Origin of the sequence: Kitasatospora sp. NPDC058406, from assembly GCF_042722765.1 — a bacterium.
GTDB lineage: Bacteria > Actinomycetota > Actinomycetes > Streptomycetales > Streptomycetaceae > Kitasatospora.
Genome location: NZ_JBHXKE010000021.1, coordinates 19,478 through 36,416 on the forward strand (window position 1 = coordinate 19,478; position 16,939 = coordinate 36,416).

The 16,939-nt window shown below is 74.2% G+C and carries 14 protein-coding genes; 1 reads left to right on the plus strand and 13 read right to left on the minus strand.

The window, feature by feature from the left end:
- Nucleotides 1–2 precede the first annotated feature (2 nt).
- Both ACFWOG_RS06685 and ACFWOG_RS06690 read right to left on the minus strand, forming a co-directional pair.
- Nucleotides 3–650 carry a TetR/AcrR family transcriptional regulator gene (locus tag ACFWOG_RS06685; protein WP_380355433.1) on the minus strand — a complete coding sequence of 216 codons (648 nt, stop codon included), beginning with the start codon at nt 648–650 and terminating at the stop codon, nt 3–5.
- A 4-nt stretch (nt 651–654) separates the two neighbouring features.
- The gene (locus tag ACFWOG_RS06690; protein ID WP_380355436.1) at nt 655–1,971 is read right to left on the minus strand and encodes an MFS transporter; all 1,317 of its coding nucleotides are present in this window, start codon (nt 1,969–1,971) and stop codon (nt 655–657) included.
- 320 nt (nt 1,972–2,291) lie between these two features.
- On the opposite strand from ACFWOG_RS06690, the gene dhbC reads away from it, so the two are divergent.
- Nucleotides 2,292–3,494, plus strand: a complete 1,203-nt coding sequence (gene dhbC, locus ACFWOG_RS06695; protein WP_329950969.1) for an isochorismate synthase DhbC — start codon at nt 2,292–2,294, stop codon at nt 3,492–3,494.
- A 264-nt stretch (nt 3,495–3,758) separates the two neighbouring features.
- Here the strand turns inward: dhbC and ACFWOG_RS06700 are convergent, their stop codons facing one another.
- The 11 genes from ACFWOG_RS06700 to ACFWOG_RS06750 form a co-directional block, all read right to left on the minus strand.
- Nucleotides 3,759–5,135 (minus strand): MFS transporter, encoded by a 1,377-nt coding sequence (locus ACFWOG_RS06700; protein WP_380355439.1) that lies wholly within the window; start codon nt 5,133–5,135, stop codon nt 3,759–3,761.
- A complete protein-coding gene (locus ACFWOG_RS06705; protein WP_380355441.1) occupies nt 5,132–6,457 on the minus strand; it encodes an acetyl-CoA carboxylase biotin carboxylase subunit family protein in 1,326 nt (441 codons plus the stop codon). Before ACFWOG_RS06705 ends, ACFWOG_RS06700 begins: the two co-directional genes overlap by 4 nt.
- A complete protein-coding gene (locus tag ACFWOG_RS06710; RefSeq protein WP_380355443.1) occupies nt 6,450–8,114 on the minus strand; it encodes an AMP-binding protein in 1,665 nt (554 codons plus the stop codon). The genes ACFWOG_RS06705 and ACFWOG_RS06710 overlap by 8 nt, the downstream gene beginning before the upstream one ends.
- Nucleotides 8,115–10,157: a hypothetical protein gene (locus ACFWOG_RS06715; RefSeq protein ID WP_380355445.1), complete on the minus strand. Its 2,043-nt coding sequence runs from the start codon at nt 10,155–10,157 to the stop codon at nt 8,115–8,117.
- Nucleotides 10,154–10,420: a phosphopantetheine-binding protein gene (locus ACFWOG_RS06720; protein WP_329878245.1), complete on the minus strand. Its 267-nt coding sequence runs from the start codon at nt 10,418–10,420 to the stop codon at nt 10,154–10,156. Before ACFWOG_RS06720 ends, ACFWOG_RS06715 begins: the two co-directional genes overlap by 4 nt.
- Nucleotides 10,414–11,283 (minus strand): aspartyl/asparaginyl beta-hydroxylase domain-containing protein, encoded by an 870-nt coding sequence (locus ACFWOG_RS06725; RefSeq protein ID WP_329878244.1) that lies wholly within the window; start codon nt 11,281–11,283, stop codon nt 10,414–10,416. Before ACFWOG_RS06725 ends, ACFWOG_RS06720 begins: the two co-directional genes overlap by 7 nt.
- Before the next feature lie 44 nt (nt 11,284–11,327).
- Complete coding sequence (locus tag ACFWOG_RS06730; protein WP_329878242.1) at nt 11,328–12,329, minus strand: proline racemase family protein; 1,002 nt, start codon at nt 12,327–12,329, stop codon at nt 11,328–11,330.
- 64 nt (nt 12,330–12,393) lie between these two features.
- Nucleotides 12,394–13,338 carry a PhzF family phenazine biosynthesis protein gene (locus ACFWOG_RS06735; RefSeq protein WP_380355448.1) on the minus strand — a complete coding sequence of 315 codons (945 nt, stop codon included), beginning with the start codon at nt 13,336–13,338 and terminating at the stop codon, nt 12,394–12,396.
- The gene (locus ACFWOG_RS06740) at nt 13,335–14,450 is read right to left on the minus strand and encodes a DUF6421 family protein (RefSeq protein ID WP_355401440.1); all 1,116 of its coding nucleotides are present in this window, start codon (nt 14,448–14,450) and stop codon (nt 13,335–13,337) included. Before ACFWOG_RS06740 ends, ACFWOG_RS06735 begins: the two co-directional genes overlap by 4 nt.
- Before the next feature lie 25 nt (nt 14,451–14,475).
- On the minus strand, nt 14,476–15,321 hold the full coding sequence (locus tag ACFWOG_RS06745; protein ID WP_380355451.1) for a DUF6202 family protein: 846 nt from the start codon (nt 15,319–15,321) through the stop codon (nt 14,476–14,478).
- A gap of 245 nt (nt 15,322–15,566) precedes the next feature.
- Nucleotides 15,567–16,733 (minus strand): GNAT family N-acetyltransferase, encoded by a 1,167-nt coding sequence (locus ACFWOG_RS06750; protein WP_380355454.1) that lies wholly within the window; start codon nt 16,731–16,733, stop codon nt 15,567–15,569.
- Nucleotides 16,734–16,939 lie beyond the last annotated feature (206 nt).

Sequence of the window (16,939 nt, forward strand, 5' to 3'; positions counted from 1 at the left end):
GGTCAGCGCGGAAGGTGCCGGTCGAGCAGCGCGTCGACGAACGCGGTGTCGAGAGGGCGGCGCAGGACCAGGGCCCGGTGGTAGAGCGGGGCGAGCAGGGCGTCGAGCAGCAGGGCGGCCCGCTCGTCGGGGTCGTCCCCCGCGGGGTCCAGGCAGGCACGGGTGTGGGCGACGTCGCGGGCGCGCAACTCGTCCAGGAAGCCACCGTGCAGCAGGTCGGCCGTACGGGAGTCGAGTTGGGCGTGGCCGAGGAGGGCCTGAAGGACCCGGCCGGCCGGCGCCTCGCCGAGGAAGGCGGCGAACCGGTGGACGTAGGCGCGCAGGTCGGCGGGGGTCGACGGGGAGTCGGGCCAGGCCAGTGCGGTGGAGGCGTCCAGGACGAGATTGTCGAACAGGATGTCGACCTTGGACTTCCACCAGCGGTAGATGGTCTGCTTGGCGACCCCGGCCGCAGCGGCGATGCCCTCGATCGTGAGACCTTCGAAGCCCTGCTCCACCAGGAGGTCGTCGGCCGCGTTCAGCACGGCCAGGCGCGCGGACTCACTGCGGCGGCTGCTGGAGCTGCTGCCGGTGGCGGGTCGGGGCTGGGCGGCGATGGTGCTCGGGTCCTTGTGCGGGGGCGGCTGGCCGGGGGTGTCGATCGTGGTCATCCTCTCATGCCTCCTCGGCCAGGGCCGCCGACGGACCTGCGGTGTTCGCTCCGGTCGGACCCGGGGTGCCGGCCGGACCCGGGGTGCCGGACTCCTCCGCCCCCGTCGCCTCGCGGGTCCGTCGGACCAGGCCGGCCGCGACGCCCACCGCCAGTGCCGCGACCACGGCACTGAACGTCACCCCGCCCGTGCGCAGCCCGGTGGCCTGGATGAGCACGCCCACGCCGATGACCGGCACCGAGAGCATCGAGAACAGCACGGCGAAGAAGGTGGACACCGTCTCGCCGCGCCGCTCGGGGGCCACGCCGCCGTTGATGGTGCCCAGCCCGGTGCCGATGGCGGTACCGGTGGCGAGTCCGTTGACGCAGGCGCCGAGCAGCAGTGGCGCCAGCGTCCCGGTCAGCAGCGCGGCGGCGATCAGGGCGGCGGCCAGCACCAGTCCGGCGCACGCCAGCGGCAGGGTGCGGGCCGGGGGGAGGACGCGGACGAGCAGCTGCCCGACGGCGGTGGAGAGGAAGGCGAGCGCGACGACCAGGCCGGTCAGCGCGTGGTTGTGCAGGTCGAGCACGGTGGCGAGGAAGAGCCCGCTGACCGCCGTCAGCACGCCGCTCACGGCGAAGCCGGAACCGCCGGCGAGCGCGGCCCGCAGGAAGGCGGGGCGGATGTCGGCCGGTATGCGCAGGGGCTGGAAGCGGAGGCGGATCCCGCCGGCGCGGATCTCGGCGGGGACGGTCTCGGGGACGGCGGACAGGCCGATCAGGGTGATGCCGGTGAGCACGAGGGTCACCGTCCAGGGCAGTCGGAGCGGCGAGCCGGCCCATTCGGCGAGGATGCCGGAGAACAGGGTGCCGCCGGCCAGGCCGCCCATGTTGGCGGCGAGCGCCAGGGTCTGGGCGCGCAGCCGTCGTTCGGGCGCGGCGAGGTCGAGCAGGGCCGCGGTCGCGGCGCCGGTGATCAGTGCCGCGCCGAAGCCTGAGAGCACCCGGGCGGTGAGCAGCCAGGGCAGCGAGTCGGCGGCCTCGAACAGTCCGGCCGCGGCCGCGGCGAGCAGCAGGGCGGTGGCCATGACCGGGCGCCGGCCGATCTGGTCGGACAGTCGGCCGAGTGCGAGCAGTCCGGCGACGACGCCCAGCGCGTAGACGGCGAAGATCACCGTGACCATGAACGGCGAGAACCCGAAGGCGTGTTGGTAGAGCGAGTAGAGCGGGGTCGGGACGGTGGTGCCGGCCATGGTGACCCAGAACGCGAGGGCGACGGCGGCCCGGGCGAGCGGGGCGGAACGGCCGGGCGGGCCTGTGCGGCCGGGCGGGGCGGAGGGCATGCGGAGGCTCCTCTGAGGAGAAGGAGAGCAGGGGGAGGGTGGTGGCGGCCGGTCCGTGCCGGTGGGCGGGACGATTCGCGAGAATGGACGCAACGTTGCGTCTCGACCGGACCGTAACACCAGACGCAACGTTGCGTCCACCTTCGGGTGCCCCCGGCGTCCTGTGGGCCCTCGCGGTCCGACCCGGAAGCCGTGAAGGACCTCTCGGCGGAATCGTTCGATTGTGTTAGGTTAGGCTTGCCTAATGTTGCTGGTCGGAGGGGATTTCCTGTGCAGCAGTCCGCATTCGCCGCCTCGGCCGCCGCTCACAGACTGGGGGAATCCAGGTGACCACGGTGCATCACGCCCCCGCCGGGGCGGACCACGCCGTCATCGGCGCGGCCAGCGGACTGCTGGGTCAGTACCGGGCCGCTCCCGACCAGGCGTTCTTCGCCTCCCCGACCCGCACGCTGCTCGCCGAGGGCGTGCACGCCGAGGTCCCGCAGGACGGCCGCCCGCTGCCCGTCCGGGTCGCCGAAACGCTCGCGCAGGCCCGCCGTGACGGCGTGGAGAACCCGCTGGTGGTGGGCGCCGTGGCGTTCGACCACGACAGCCGTGCCGAACTCGCGGTCCCCGTCAGGGTCCGCGCCTGCGGCGCGCTGTGCGACGACCCGCTGATCGCGCTGCCCGCCCCGCCCGCCGACCGGGTGCAGTGGGACGTCCGGCCGGTGCCCGCGCCGGAGACCTACGGCGCCGGCGTCGCCGAGGCCGTCCGACGGCTCCAGGAGGGCGAGTTGAGCAAGGTGGTGCTCGCCCGGACGCTGGAACTGAGCGCCGCCGAGCCGCTCGACCTGCCCGCCATCCTCCAGCGCCTCGCGCGGCGCGACCCCGGCGGCTACACCTTCGCGCTGCCCGCAGGGTCCGGCCGCACCCTGATCGGGGCCAGCCCCGAACTGCTGCTCTCCCGCCGGGGCGTCGCCGTCCTCGCCAACCCCCTGGCCGGCTCCGTCCCGCGCAGCCCGGACCTCGGGGAGGACGTCCGCCGGGCCGCCGCGCTCCTGGAGTCGCCCAAGGACCTGCACGAGCACGCGGTCGTGGTCGACGCCATCAGCGCCGCGCTCGCCCCGTACTGCCGCACCCTGGACGTGCCGGAACGGCCCACCCTGGTGCGAACCGCCGCGATGTGGCACCTGGCCACCACGATCACCGCCGAACTGGCCGACCCGGCCGTCTCCGCCCTGGAGCTGGCCACGGCCCTGCACCCGACCCCGGCGGTCTGCGGCACGCCGACACCGCTCGCCCGGGAGGCGATCCGCGAGATCGAGCCGTTCGACCGGGGCCTGTACGCGGGGATGGTCGGCTGGGGCGACGCGAACGGCGACGGCGAGTGGGTCGTCACCCTGCGCTGCGCCGAGGCCGACGAACGCACCCTGCGGGTGTACGCGGGGGCCGGCGTGGTCGCCGCCTCCCGGCCCGAGGCCGAACTCGCCGAGACCAGCGCCAAGTTCCGCACCTTCCTGGACGCCGCCGGGGTGCCGCGGTGAGAGGGGCGGCCGACGGCCCCGGGGTGAGCGGGCCGGCGCGGCCGGGTGCGCCGACCCGGGCGGCGTAGCCGGGCCGGCCCGGGCGGCCCGTACGGCAGCTCGCCCCACCCAGAGACTCCGGCGGCGCGCCCCTCCTCACGGGGCGCGTCGCCGGGACGCACCCGGCCCGCGCCGGTTCGCCGGGCGGGTCCGCCCCCGGACGACGTGGCGCGTCTCCCGTCGGGTTCCGACGGGTGGCGCCTGCACGGTCCCCGGTTCGTGCCGTCAGGTGAGGTTCGCCCCGACGCCCACCGCTGCGGGCGCGGGCCGCGGACCGGTCATCCGGTCCATGACGGGCCGGCAGATCGCGCCCGTCGCCAGCACGATCACGGCGAGGGCCAGCCAGCCGGGCAGCCCGAGGGCGAGCGGGAGCGCGCTCAGGACGGCCGGTGACACGCCCTCGGCGAGCCCGTGCCCGAGGCCGAACACCCCGGCGTACTGGCCCTGTGCCTCGGCCGGGGCCAGCCCGAAGGAGTACTCGGCGGCTGCGGCGGTGTGCCAGATCTCGCCGAGCGTGTAGGCGGCCATCCCGGCGGCCAGGGCGACGGTGGCGAGCCAGCCCGGGGGAGTCCCGGCCACCGCCATCAGGATCAGGCCCGCCGCGACGGCCAGCCCGGCCCGGCGCATCGCGTTCCCGGCGGACGGCACGTCGGCGACGCCCCGGCTGAACCGGACCTGGAGGACGACGACGAGGACGGTGTTCAGGACGAGTACGCCGGAGATGGTCCAGCGCGGCGCCGCGGTGTGGTCCGCGATCCAGAGCGGGAGCAGGAACGTCGGGACCGCGAAGTGCAGGGACATCACCGCGTTGACCGCCGTCGCGGTCAGGTAGGTGCGGTCGCGCAGCGCCGCCCAGCCGCGGCCGGCGACTCCACCGGGCCCGGCTGCGGACTCGGTGGCGGACTCGGAGCCGGTCACGCTGGCGGGCGCGGCTCCCGGGTCGGCGGCGTGCGCCGCGTCGGTCGTGACCGCGGGGCCCTCCAGGGTGAACGGCGGGAGCCGGAGCAGGATCAGCCCGGAGACGAGGTACGTCAGGGAGCGGGCGATCATGACGGTGAGGAAGGCCGCCCGGGTGTCCACCTGGACGGCGAAGCCCGCCGCGACGGCGCCGAGTGCGATCGCGAGGTTGCCGACCGACCGCAGGTAGCCGCGGAACACGGCCGGCGAGTCCCCGCCGAACGCGCGGACCAGCGGTGCCAGGGTGGACCAACTCGCCGCGACCACGGCGCCGGAGAGCACCGAGACCGCCAGGTAGGTCCAGAACGCGTCGACCAGCAGGAGACCGGTGTTGACCACCGTCCCGCACACCGCGACGACGAGCTGGACGCGCTTGGGCCCCCACCGGTCCGCCAGCCGGCCGACGTACACCCCGGCCAGCAGGCCCGTCATCGCCGCCGCGAACAGGCCCACGGCCACCTGGGAGGCGGGCAGTCCGACGATCCGGGTGAAGAAGAGCGCCCCGGCGGCGACCGACATCCCGGTGCCCAGGCTGTGCACGAAGGAGGTGAGCGCGACCACCCGCTGCCCCCGGTCGGACGGCAGCAGCGCGGCCGACAGCCGGGCCGCGCCGGGCCGGCCCGCCGGCGGGCGGGACCTCGTCACCGCCACAGGGTGTCCCCGAAGTCGGCGCCCGGCTGCCAGGCCCGCTGGAACTCCCGCCGCCCGCCGGTGGTCAGGTGCTCGGGCAGCACCCACAGCCGTTCGTCGAACCAGCGCCGGACCTCGTCGAAGCGCCCGGTGAGCTCCTCGACCGACTCCGCGACGACCATGAACTGCCCCACCCGCTGGCTGGTGTTGGCCGGCCCGGCCGCGAACCGGGTGCCGACCGGGTGCTCGACCCGCGCGAACTCCACCTGCGGCAGGGCGACGAGGTCGGCCGCCGTCGGGCAGCCGAGCAGCGTCCCCGGCCGGCCGGGCAGGTAGGTGCCGCCGAAGATCTCCGGCCGGACCTCGGGCTTGATCTCCGGGCGGGCGCCGAGCGCGATCCGGACGGCGCACTCGGCGACGTTCACCCCGAACTTCGCCTGGATCTGCTCGTGGATCAGCCCGCCGCCGCGCCGTGCGGCGCACTCGCCGAAGGTCAGCGACCCGGACGCCGCGTCGTGGAAGAGCTCCATGTGGAACGACCCGTCGTGCAGGCCCAGCGCCCCGAGCGCGGACTCGACCACGCCCCGGGCCCGCTCGTACACCCAGGCCTCCCGGACCGGGTCGAAGTGGCGCAGCCACAGCGGCTGTCCGCTCTCCAGCGCGGTGAGGCAGGGGTCGCCGTAGGCGCCCACGGCGAGGAACAGCAGCTCCCCGCCGAAGACGACCCCGTCCACGAACCACTCGTCGCCGCCGATGTGCTCCTCCAGCAGGAACGTGCGCTGGGCGGGCTTCTGCTGCCGGTACTCCTCGCTCCGCGCCCGGAGCTCCTCGACGGACCGGACCGAGGAGGTGAAGGACGTGGCGGCCCCGGCCACCGGCTTCAGGACGGCGGGCGAGAACGGCAGCTCGTCGAGGTGGGTGACGTCGAGGACGTCGTCGACGACCAGGTAGTCCGCGGTGGGCAGCCCGGCCCCGCGGACCGCGCGCTTCTGCAGCGACTTGTCGCGGAACCGGATCGCCACCTCCGGGTCGAGTCCCGGCACCCCGAGGTGGCGTGCCAGGACGCCGGCCGTGACCATGGAGAACTCGTCGGAGGTGTGGACGGCGTCGAAGCCGCCGGCGTCCGGCCCGGCCCGGCGCAGTGCCGCCAGGACGCTCTCGACGCTGCTCTGGTCGTCGACGTCCAGCACGGTGAGCTCGGGCGGCACGCTCATCAGCCCGTCGTCCCGGGACGCCGCGCCGCGGACGACGACGGCGTCCACGTCCAGGCGGACGCACGCGTCGAGGGTGTACCGGTCCAGTCCCACGACGAGCAGGCGAGGTCGGCGATCAGCCATGATTGTTCCTTCGGTTCTGCGTGCGTCCCCAGTCCTCCAGGGCGGCACGGTCCAACTTTCCGTTCGGCGTCAGCGGCAGGGCCGCGACGGCCACGGCACGGGCGGGCACCAGGAACCCGGGGAGCACCGCGGCCAGGGCGGCGCGCACCCCGAGCGGGTCGGCGGAGCCGGCCGCACGGTCGGCCTCCTCGCCCGGCCGCACGGTGTAGGCGAGCAGCAGCGACTGGCAGCTTCCGTCGGCCTCGCGGACCGGGACGGCGGCGCAGTCGAGGACGCCGGGGACGGCGCGCCCGGCGCGCTCCACCTCGGCGGGCTCCACGCGGTAGCCGCGGAGCTTCACCTGGCGGTCCCCGCGGCCGAGATAGTGCAGCAGGCCGTCGTCGTCCACCCGTCCCCGGTCGCCGGTGCGGTACACCCGGGTGGGCACGCCGTCGAGGGTCAGGGTGCGGAACTTCTCCGCCGTCAGGCCGGCCTGTCCCAGGTAGCCGTGGGCCAGGCCCTCGCCGGCCACGCAGATCTCGCCCTCCTTTCCGGGCGGGCAGATCTCGCCGAAGCCGTCGCCGAAGCCGTCGACGTCCGCGCCGCTGTCCGCTCCGGCGTCCGCGAGGACGAGGAGCCGTGTCCCGGGAGCCGCCGTGCCGAGCGGCACGCCGTCGGGCCGGTCGCAGTCCGGGAGCGAGACCCGGTGCCAGGAGACGAACATGCAGCACTCGACCGGCCCGTAGCAGTTCACCAGCGGGACCGTCGGATGGGCCCGTACGAACCGGCCCGCGTGGGCGCCGGACATCGCCTCGCCGCTGACCAGGACGGCCCGCAGACCGGTGAAGCAGCCCGGGTCCACGTCGACGAACAGGTTGAACAGGGAAGTCGGCAGGTGCACCGTGTCGGCACCGTGCCCGGCGACCGCCGCACGCAGCGAATCCGGGAGGAAGAGCGGGGCGCCCGGGCCGGGGAGGAGACACGTCCCGCCCGCGACCAGCGTGCCCCACACCTCCAGCGCGTACATGTCCCAGGCCGCGTTCGACACCTGCGGCATGACGTGGCCCGCGCCGAACGACGCCGGGCCGGTCCCGTCGAACAGCCGCAGTGCCGCCCGGTGCGGCAGGACCACGGCCTTCGGTGAACCGGTGGTCCCCGAGGTGAAGATGACCATGGCGGGGGACTCGCCGTCGGCCGCCCGCCGCACCGGTGCGCCCGCCCGGTCCGCGAGTTCGGCCGGGGGTTCCAGCGGCGGCGTCCAGACGGGGAAGCCGTGCCCGTCCGTCGGTCCGGGTCCCCCCGGCCCGGGGTCCTGCGCCCCGGCCAGGTCCGTCACCGCCCGGGCGGCCACCGCCTCGTCCGCCACCGCCAGCGGCGACCGCAGCCGTCCGACCAGCGACGCCAACCGCGCGGGGGGCCACCCCGGATCGAGCACGGAGTAGGCCGCGCCGCACTTCAGCAGGGCCAACTGGACGATGACCAGGCGCGCGGACCGGGGGAGGATCACGGGGACCAGGCTTCCCGGCCCGATGCCGAGGTCCGTGAGGAGCGACGCCAGGTGGTCGGCCGCGCGGTCGAGGGTCCGGTAGGTGACGGTCGTTCCGGGCTCGACCAGCGCCGGACGGTCGGGCGTCAGCAGGGCCCGGCGGGCCACCGCCGCGTGGAGGGTCCGGTTCATCTAGACCTCCCCGGCCGGAAGGACGGCGAACGGGCAGCGGAGCAGGGACAACGCGAGGTCCTGCACCGCGAAGACGGTGAAGTGGTGCTCCTGGGGCGGGGCCGACGCGTCGAGGTGCGCCTCGAAGACGGCACTCGGCCGCCCCGCCCGCCGGTCGGACCCGGCCGCCCCCGGTCCGACGGTCTGGACCGGCGGCGAGACGGCGGCCCGGACGCTCCACGGCAGGAGCACGCCGACCTGGACCGGCCCGGGGCGCGACGGCACGACCGGCACCTCGATCCGCAGCGTCCCGCCGGCGGGGACGGTCGCGGCGGAGGCGGCACCGAGCAGCCGCGCCGCGCCGTCCGTCCAGTAGCCGACCGGGCCGCAACTCAGGCAGACGTGCGCGGTGGTGAGCGGGACCCGGGAGGTGAACCCGCGGCGCGGGTACTGCCAGGCCTCCCGCCCGCACAGGACGCAGGGGGTGGTCACCGCCTCGGTCCGCGCGACCGAACTCCGGTCGCCGAAGAAGCGGGGGAACTCGGAGAGCGGGTCGTCGGGCCGCTCCGACATGCGGACGGCGATCGCCCGGTCGAGCACCCGCGCCTCCTCCCGGAGCGTGCCGACGAACGCCTCCCGGTCGGCGGCCGGACCCATGACCGGCCGGACGGCCGTCAGCTCGGCCCGTTCCGCCAGCTGCCCGAGCGGCTCTCGCAGCGGGTGCGCGGCCGGCAGCATGCCGGTCATGAGGAACCCCTGGGCCCGGGCCGAGAGGCCGCCGACCCACCCGGCCTGCTCGGTCGCCGACTCCACGGCCGACCCCGCGGCCGCCTTCCCGGTCGGCCCGCCGTCCGGCTCCACGGCCGACTCCACGGCCGGTGCCCCGGCCGGTTCCTGGGGCGACGAGGCCCCCGGGTAGGCCGAACTCGGCAGCCCCACCTGGATGAACGTGGGGTACGGGTGCAGGGCGTACAGGCTCGCGTTCAGCCGCCGGGCGGTGCTCCCGTCCCCGTCCGCCGAGTCCAGCCAGACGAGGTTCTCGACGCGGGCCGACTGGTGCATGGAGAGCGCGGCGACCACCGCCTGGGCCGGGCCGTCGACGGCGTTCAGGAGCAGCTGGTAGCGGGGGTCGTAGGTGGCGAGGTCCGCCAGGGCGCCGCTGTCGCAGCCGCTGAGCACCAACTCGGCGGCCCGGACGCGGTGGGCGGGGATCAGCTTGTCCTCGGGCTTGTAGCAGCCCCGGCCGTACGAACAGGTGGGCCCGGACCGGCCGGGGCCGGCGGCCGGGCTGAGCCCGCACACCGTGTGCGCGCCGAGGTTGATGCTGTCCTCGGTGCCGTGCCCGCTGACCAGCACCCGTCGCCAGACCCGCTCGGCGGTGAGGCGGACCAGGTCCGCGCCGCTGACGGTGCGTGCGTCGTGATAGGTCGCGGAGGTGGCCACCGGCCGGGTGTCGAGGTCGGTGAACAGCCCGGTCGCACCGTCGGGGTGGACCTCGCCGTACTGCTTGGCGATCGCCCAGGTGAGCGAGTGGAGGTCGCGGCCCGTCAGCAGGAAGACGTCCCGGCCGCGGGCGTACGCGTCCACCAGGACGGGGCCGATGACGTCCATCCGGAGGTCCTCGTACCGGCCGAGGACGACCAGCGGGCCGTCGTCCGCGGGCGGCGCGCCGGTGGTGCGGCCGGCCCCGTGCGCCGCCGGCGCGCCGTGCTCGGTCCAGTGCCGGGCGAGCGGGCGGGCGAACGCGCGGATCGTCGCCGGCACGTCCCCCACCACGACCCCCGCCGCGCACACCGGCGGGCGCCGCCGGGCCGGGTAGAGGCCCGCTGCGAGGTCGAGGGCCGCCAGGAGGTCGGAGCGGTCGCCGATCCACACCGGGACGGCGTCCTCCGCCCCGGACCCGAACGCGGCGACGGCGCGCGCGAAGTCCGCCGCGCCGGACACCGCACGGAAGATGCCCGGCACTCCCGCCAGGTCGTCGGTCCCGCTCGTGCCACCCGTGCTGCTCGTGCCACCCGTGCCGCTCGCGCGGGAAGTGCGGTCGGTGTCGTCAGTGCCGCTCATGCCACCCCGTCGTCGTTGACGATCGCGGCGGCGAGCGCGTCGACCGTGCGGTGTTCGAAGATCACCCGCAACGAGAGGTCGCGGCCGAGTTCCTCCCCGAGCCGGGAGGCGGTGCGGATCGCCCCCAGCGAGTGACCGCCGAGCTCGAAGAAGTCCTGGTCGGGGTCGATCCGGTCCACGCCGAGCACGTCCCGCCAGACCTCGGTGATGTGCTCGACCAGTTCCGCCCGCGGCGACCGCCCCTCGTCGGGTCCGCTCAGCACGGCAGGAAGGCGAAGTCCTCGCCGACCTCGCGGGAGAGGACGAAGAACTTCCTGGCGCGCTCGGCGATGTCGATCAGCTCCGGGTCGCCGGACTCCCGGGTGATGTCGACCAGCCAGTCCCACGAGGCCCCGATCGGCACCTCCTCGGCGAAGTGGATCCGGCCGAGCAGGAACGCGATGTCCTTGATGTTGTACCGGGAGACGACGGTGCCCAGGGCGCGCAGCCGTTCCGGCAGGTCCGCGGCGGCCGGCCGCCGCTCCACCAGGGCGGGTTCCAGGTCGGGCCGGTACAGCTCGGGCCGCGCGAAGATGTCGGCGGGCCGGAAGCCCGGACCGGCAGCGAAGTCCAGGCAGAGCGACCAGCGGCTGCGCGAGGACATGTTCATCCCGGCGTGGATCTGGGCGGCGTCCAGGAACCACACCTCGCCCTTGCGCATGTGGAAGACCATGTCCTCGTCGGAGTTGACGGCGTGCTCGTTGTCCTCCAGGAAGACGATCACCCGGAAGAACTCCGTGACGTCCCCGGCCTCGATGAAGTCGCGGTGCGGGATGATCGAGAACTCGGAGACGTTGCGCCCGCGCACCATCGTCAGCCGGCTCCCGTCGAACCACTCGGCCAGCACCTCGCGGAGGTACGGGACCTCGTCGAGCAGCTCGGTGGGCTGCCCCGGCCGCTGCTCGTGGCCGTACCAGAAACCGTCGCCGTGGTCGCCGGAGGCGTTCCACAGGTTGAGGTTCAGCCAGGTGCCGGTGGTGAACACCTGGTACGGCTCCTGCGGGACCGGGAGGCTCGCCAGGCGGGCGACGTCCTTGGCGAGGCGCTCGTCGTCGAACGGGATGCGGCCGAGTATCACGGAGGCCATGGAGAGGCGTGCCCTTCTGTTCCAGAGGCCGGGGAGGGGTCGGGTCAGAGCTCGAAGCCGGCCGGGAACGGGTCGTCGGGCGACAGGAAGTACTGCGCGGTGCCGGTGATCCAGGCCCGTCCGGTGACGGTCGGCACGACCGCCGGACGGCCCGCGACCGTCGTCTCCTCGACCAGGCGGCCGGTGAACTTCGAACCGATGAAGGACTCGTTGACGAAGTCGGCGCCGATCGCCAGCTCGCCGCGTGCGTGCAGCTGCGCCATCCGCGCGCTGGTGCCCGTCCCGCACGGCGACCGGTCGAACCAGCCCGGGTGGATGGACATCGCGTGACGGGAGTACGACGCGTCCGAGCCGGGCGCCTCGAAGTAGACGTGCTTCACACCGCGGATCCGGGCGTCCTCCGGGTGCACCGGCTCGTCGGTCGAGTTGATCGCCTGCATGGTGGCCAGCCCGGCGGCCGTGATCTCGTTCTTGGCCTTCCGGTCGAACGGCAGCCCGTAGTCGTCGAGCCGCACGATCGCGTAGAAGTTGCCGCCGTACGCCACGTCGTAGCGGACGGTGCCGAACCCGGGCACCTCCAGCTCGGCGTCCAGCCGCTCCGCGAAGGCGGGCACGTTCCGCAGGGTGACGTGCTTCGCGACCCCGTCCGTGACCGCCACGTCGACCACGACCAGGCCGGCCGGGGTCTCCAGGCGCACCGTGGTGACCGGCTCGGTCACGGGGACCATGCCCGTCTCCACCAGTACGGTCGCCACACCGATCGTGCCGTGGCCGCACATCGGCAGGTAGCCGGACACCTCGATGAACAGCACCCCCCAGTCCGCGTCGGGCCGGGTCGGCGGCTGGAGGATGGCCCCGCTCATCGACGCGTGCCCACGGGGCTCGGTCACCAGCAGGGTGCGGATGTGGTCGAGGTTGTCGCGGAAGTGGATCCGGCGTTCGGCCATCGTCGCGCCGGGGATCACCCCGACGCCGCCGGTGATCACCCGGGTGGGCATGCCCTCGGTGTGGGAGTCCACCGCGTGGAAAACTCGATTGGTGCGCATGTCGTCCCTCTGGGGTCTGGGTCTGGACGGGGGGCTGGGGTGTGGGGTCCGGGCGGAGCCCCGGTCAGGGGCGCCGCGCGGGATCCGGGCTCTGGTCGAGGTCCTCCTCGGAGAGCTGGATCACCCCGGTCATGTACGGTCGTGCCGCGCCGATCAGGCCGACCCGGTCGCCGGTCAGCTCGCAGTCGAGGCTGATCGTGCGGGTCCGGCCCAGCCGGGGCGAGAACTGGTGGGCGTGCAGCCGGGTCCGGCCCAGTCGCTCCGCCCAGTACGGGACGAGCGCGCAGTGCGCCGACCCGGTGATCGGGTCCTCGGGGATGGACAGCTTCGGCCCGAAGAACCGCGAGCAGAAGTCGGCCCCGTCACCCGGCGCGGTGACGACGACGCCCCGCAGGTCGAGCGCGGAGAGCGCGCGCGGGTCCGGCACCACCGCGCGGACCTGTGCCTCGTTCTCGTAGACCGCGATGTAGTCCATCGACCGGTAGACCGCCGTGGGTGCCACCGGTCCCAGCCCGCGGAGCAGGTCCGCCGGCGGGTCCACAGGAGTGAACTCCAGGGCGGGGAAGGTCAGCCCGAACCGGTCGCCGTCCCCCTGCCGGGCGACCACGAGCGGTCCGCTGGCCGAGTGGAACGTCACCTCGTCCCAGTCCGGCTCCAGGTGGGTCAGGACGACGTGGGCCGCGCCCAGCGTGGCGTGCCCGCACAGGTCCACCTCGGTGGCCGGGGTGAACCAGCGCAGGTCGTAGGCGTCCCCGTTCCGGACGATGAAGGCGGTCTCCGGGAGGTTGTTCTCCAGGGCGATGGCCTGCATGACGGGTGCGGGCAGCCAGCTGTCGAGCGGGCAGACGGCCGCCGGATTCCCCCACAGGAGCCGGTCGGTGAAGGCGTCCACCTGGAAGATCGGGATCCTGATCGCCGACGTGCGCACCGGCGCGCTCGCCGGCGCGCTCGCCGTCGTGGTCGTCGTCGTGTTCGTCGTGCTGCTCGTCGTTGCGTTCGTCGTACTCACACGCCCAACCTCTGCTTGGCGTCGGCGAAGAACGGGATGTGACGGTAGTCCTTCGCCGCTTCGTCGTAGTCGGTGTACCGGTTGGTGAACTGCAGGAGCCGGTCCTGGACCTGTTCCGCCGGCTCACGGTGGATCCGTCGCTCGATGCCCTGGATCTCGCCGAGGAACTCGGCGAGGACGGCGGGCAGGCCCGGCCGCAGATGGATCAGGCCGCCGTGCACCCGGATGCCGTCCGCGGCGAGCAGGTAGTTGAACAGCAACTGCGAAGCGACGGCGTCGTAGTTGGGCCGGGGGATGCCCTCGACGGCGTAGCGCAGCAGCCGTTCGGACAGGATGTACTCGTAGGCGAGCCGTGCGTCGCGTTCCGGGAGGCCCGGGTCGTGGAGGCAGGCGAGCATCGCGGACACGTCGACCCGCAGCTCCTCCAGGCCGGCCAGTGGCTTCAGCTTCTTCACCGGGAGGAAGTCCGGGATGGGCATGTCGCCCTGCCGGTGGTGGTACTCGTGCAGCCGCACCCACCAGGACGACGCCTGCTCGACCTCCGCCGGCCCCGCCGTCTCGACCAGCGGGAAGGAGCCCGGTGCCATGACGTGCCGCGTGAGCAGGCGGGTCAGGCGCAGGTGCCGTTCCACGAACTTGTCGATGAAGTAGAAGATCAGGTCGCCGCTCTCCTGCCGGCCGTCGAGGTGGTTCTCCGGGAAGAGCGCCACGACCGGTCGGGCCTCGAAGCCCTTCGACATCCGCTCGATGGTGACCGGCAGGGTCGGGCTGGGGTACCGGACCTCCAGGCCCTCGTCGGTCGGCAGCGGCCGGTAGGCCAGGAAGTCCAGGGAGAGGGTCGGGAAGTAGGACGCGTCGAACAGGGAGAGGACGTGGCCGTCCTTCCTGCCGTTGATGTGCGCCTTGGTCCGGAGCAGCCGGGGGTCCTCGGTGAACGTCAGGACGTCCTCGGCCAGCGCCTGCGCGGCGGGCAGGTTCCGCAGGGCCGGTGACGAAGTCAGCTCGTGCGAAAGGCGTTTGAGGAAATCCTCGTCCCGCAGCTCGTCGCGCCGGACCGAGCCGCGCAGCGCGTTGACCGCGTCGACGACGTCGTTCAGTGGCTCGTTGTTCACTTGGTTCCGTACGTCCTTCCCCGGATCAGCTCGCGGAGGCCTGCGCCGTGGCCTGCGCCGTGGCCTGCGCCGGGGTCCCGGCGGCGAGCGGGCCGGAGAGCTGGTCGGCGAAGTCGTCGAGCGCGTCGGCCCAGTGGGCCGCGTACCCGGTGGCGAGCCGCAGCAGCTCGGCCGCGTCCTCCTCGCCCTCGACCAGCGCGGTCATGCCGGTCTCCTCGTCGCTGACCGACTTGGCGTGGCTGGTCTCGGCCTTGATGTGCGCGTCGATCCACACCAGCGCGTCGGAGTCCGCGAACAGCTTCTCCCCGCCGACCTGCACCTTGCTGTACACGCGCCGGAACGCGACGGCGATGTCCAGCGCGATCGCCTCCACCACCCGCAACTGGACCGCCGCGCCGAGTCGGTGGTCGGCGAGTGCGTCCATCGCCTCCAGCAGCCGGGCGACGCCCGCGGGCAGCGCCGGCGCGGACTCCTCGCCCGAGGCCTTCACCAGCGGCGCCACGATCGAGTCCGCCCACCACAGGTAGTGGATGCCCGCCGCTCCGCCCGGTGCCACCGCGCCGAAGTCGTCCGCCAGGTTGTCCAGGTCGTCGCCGATCACCCGGAATGCGGTCTGGAAGGCCGCGAGGGTCTCCCGCCCCGGGGCCTCCTGCGCGGCGAAGTGTCGGGCGGCCGCGCCGAGTCCGCCGATCGTGGTGAACATGAAGGCCTTGGTCATGGCCTCCCACTGCCGCGCCACGGCGAGTGCGTTCGCGGGCGGGACGTCGTCCACCAGCCGCGCGTTCGCGAAGAAACGGTTTCCGGGCCGGACCAGCCCCGCCGCCCGGACGATCGAGGAAACCTGTTCGTCAAGTGCAGTCTCACCAGGCATGATTGCTCCCCCTTTGCCTGTGCCATTTCACATGCCACACGTTAAATGGCATCTGAGGAGGTGTCAATGATCCCCGGAGGGGCGGGAGGACGGGCGGGAGGCCGTGGCGGGAAGGTGGTCGGGGGTGCGGAGCGGGGCGCGGTCGGGGGTGTGGACCGGGGCTTGGGCGGGTGCCCCGGGTGGGCGTGTGCCGTCGCCCCCGGGGCGGGTGGCGGCCGTGTGCCCGTGGGTGTCGGTCGACCGCGCTACGGGCGGACGGCGTTCGGGCCTTCGCGCCGGCCGGAGGGCGGTTGCGGTCGGCGGTTCCCGGCGGGCCGGAGGAGCTTGACCAGCCGGCGGTGGCCGGGGCCCCACTCGTACCCGAGAGCCGAATTGACCGCGATCATCGGGATGTTGGACGCCTCGACCTCGGTGCACGCGGTCCGCACGCCACGGGAGGCGAGGTGTCGGGCGGCGTGCAGCTTGAGCGTCCGGGCCAGTCCGCGCCCGCGCCAGGAGCGCAGGACGCCGGTGAAGTCGATGTGGCAGACGCGCGGGTCGGCGGTCTCGCGGACGGCCGTGACGCCGACGATCCGGCCGGCGGCCTCGGCGGTGAACACCCAGTCCGGGCGGCAGCCCTGGCCGGACAACGCCTCGGCGTGCCAGCGCTCGAAGCCGGGCACCGCGTCGGTGAAGCCCGGGTTGTCGCTCAACGTCTCGCGGTAGAGCCGGTGGAGCTGCCGGGCCGGCTGCGGTGCGCCGGAGGTGGCGAGCGTGCGGAGGTCGATGCCGAGGGGTGGCGGCGGGGCGAGGGTGCGCGGCTCCAGCCGGGCCGTGGCGGTGCGGATGTGGGCGTCGATGCGGTGGCCACGGGCGATGAGCAGATCGAGGAGTCCTGCGTGGCCGCTGCCGCGCGCGCTCCGGCCGCTGTCGTCGGTGCTGTCTCGCCCCTCGCCGTCGCCCTCGCTTCCGCCGGCGGTCCGGTGGGCGTCGGCTCCGTCGGCGTCGGGCGCGGCCCCGGCGGACTCGCCGTGGTCCGGCAGCTCGCCGAGCAGCCGGCGCGCGCCCGCGCCGTGGGCCCAGTCCTCGATCCCGTCGAGAAGGGGGAGCAGGAGCTCCGGAGCCCGGCCCGGCGTGCCGACGACGAGCGAGGCGACGTCGCCCGGCGGCGTCCAGGGAGCCCGCCATGCGGTCGCGAACGCGAGGAGCCCGCCGCTCGGCCCGGGATCCACCAGACGGATCCGGCCGTGCCCGATCAGGAGGCCGTCGGGGTCGGTGGCAAGGCTGCCGACGGGAGGCATCACCTCGTCCTGCGCCCGGAGCTCCGCCGCCGTGACCTGTTCCGGCCCGGCGGAGGACAGGAGCGCGGCCAGCGCCGGATAGTCGGTGGCGGGCCAGAACGGGCGGATCACGCCGTTCGCAAGATGCGTCACATGTGACACCTTACTGATGAATGTCGCGGCCCGTGCGGGAATCGGGCGAGTTCGCCCGGCGGCAGGTGCCCGCCCCCCCTGTGCGGTGCTCCACCGGAGCGAGGGCGGGGACGGGACCGCCCGGTCGGCCGTGCGGGCGCGGCGGGTTGCTGACCGTGCCGTCCGGCGATGTGGTCTGCTGGGAGAGCGTCCGCCGGACGTTCGTG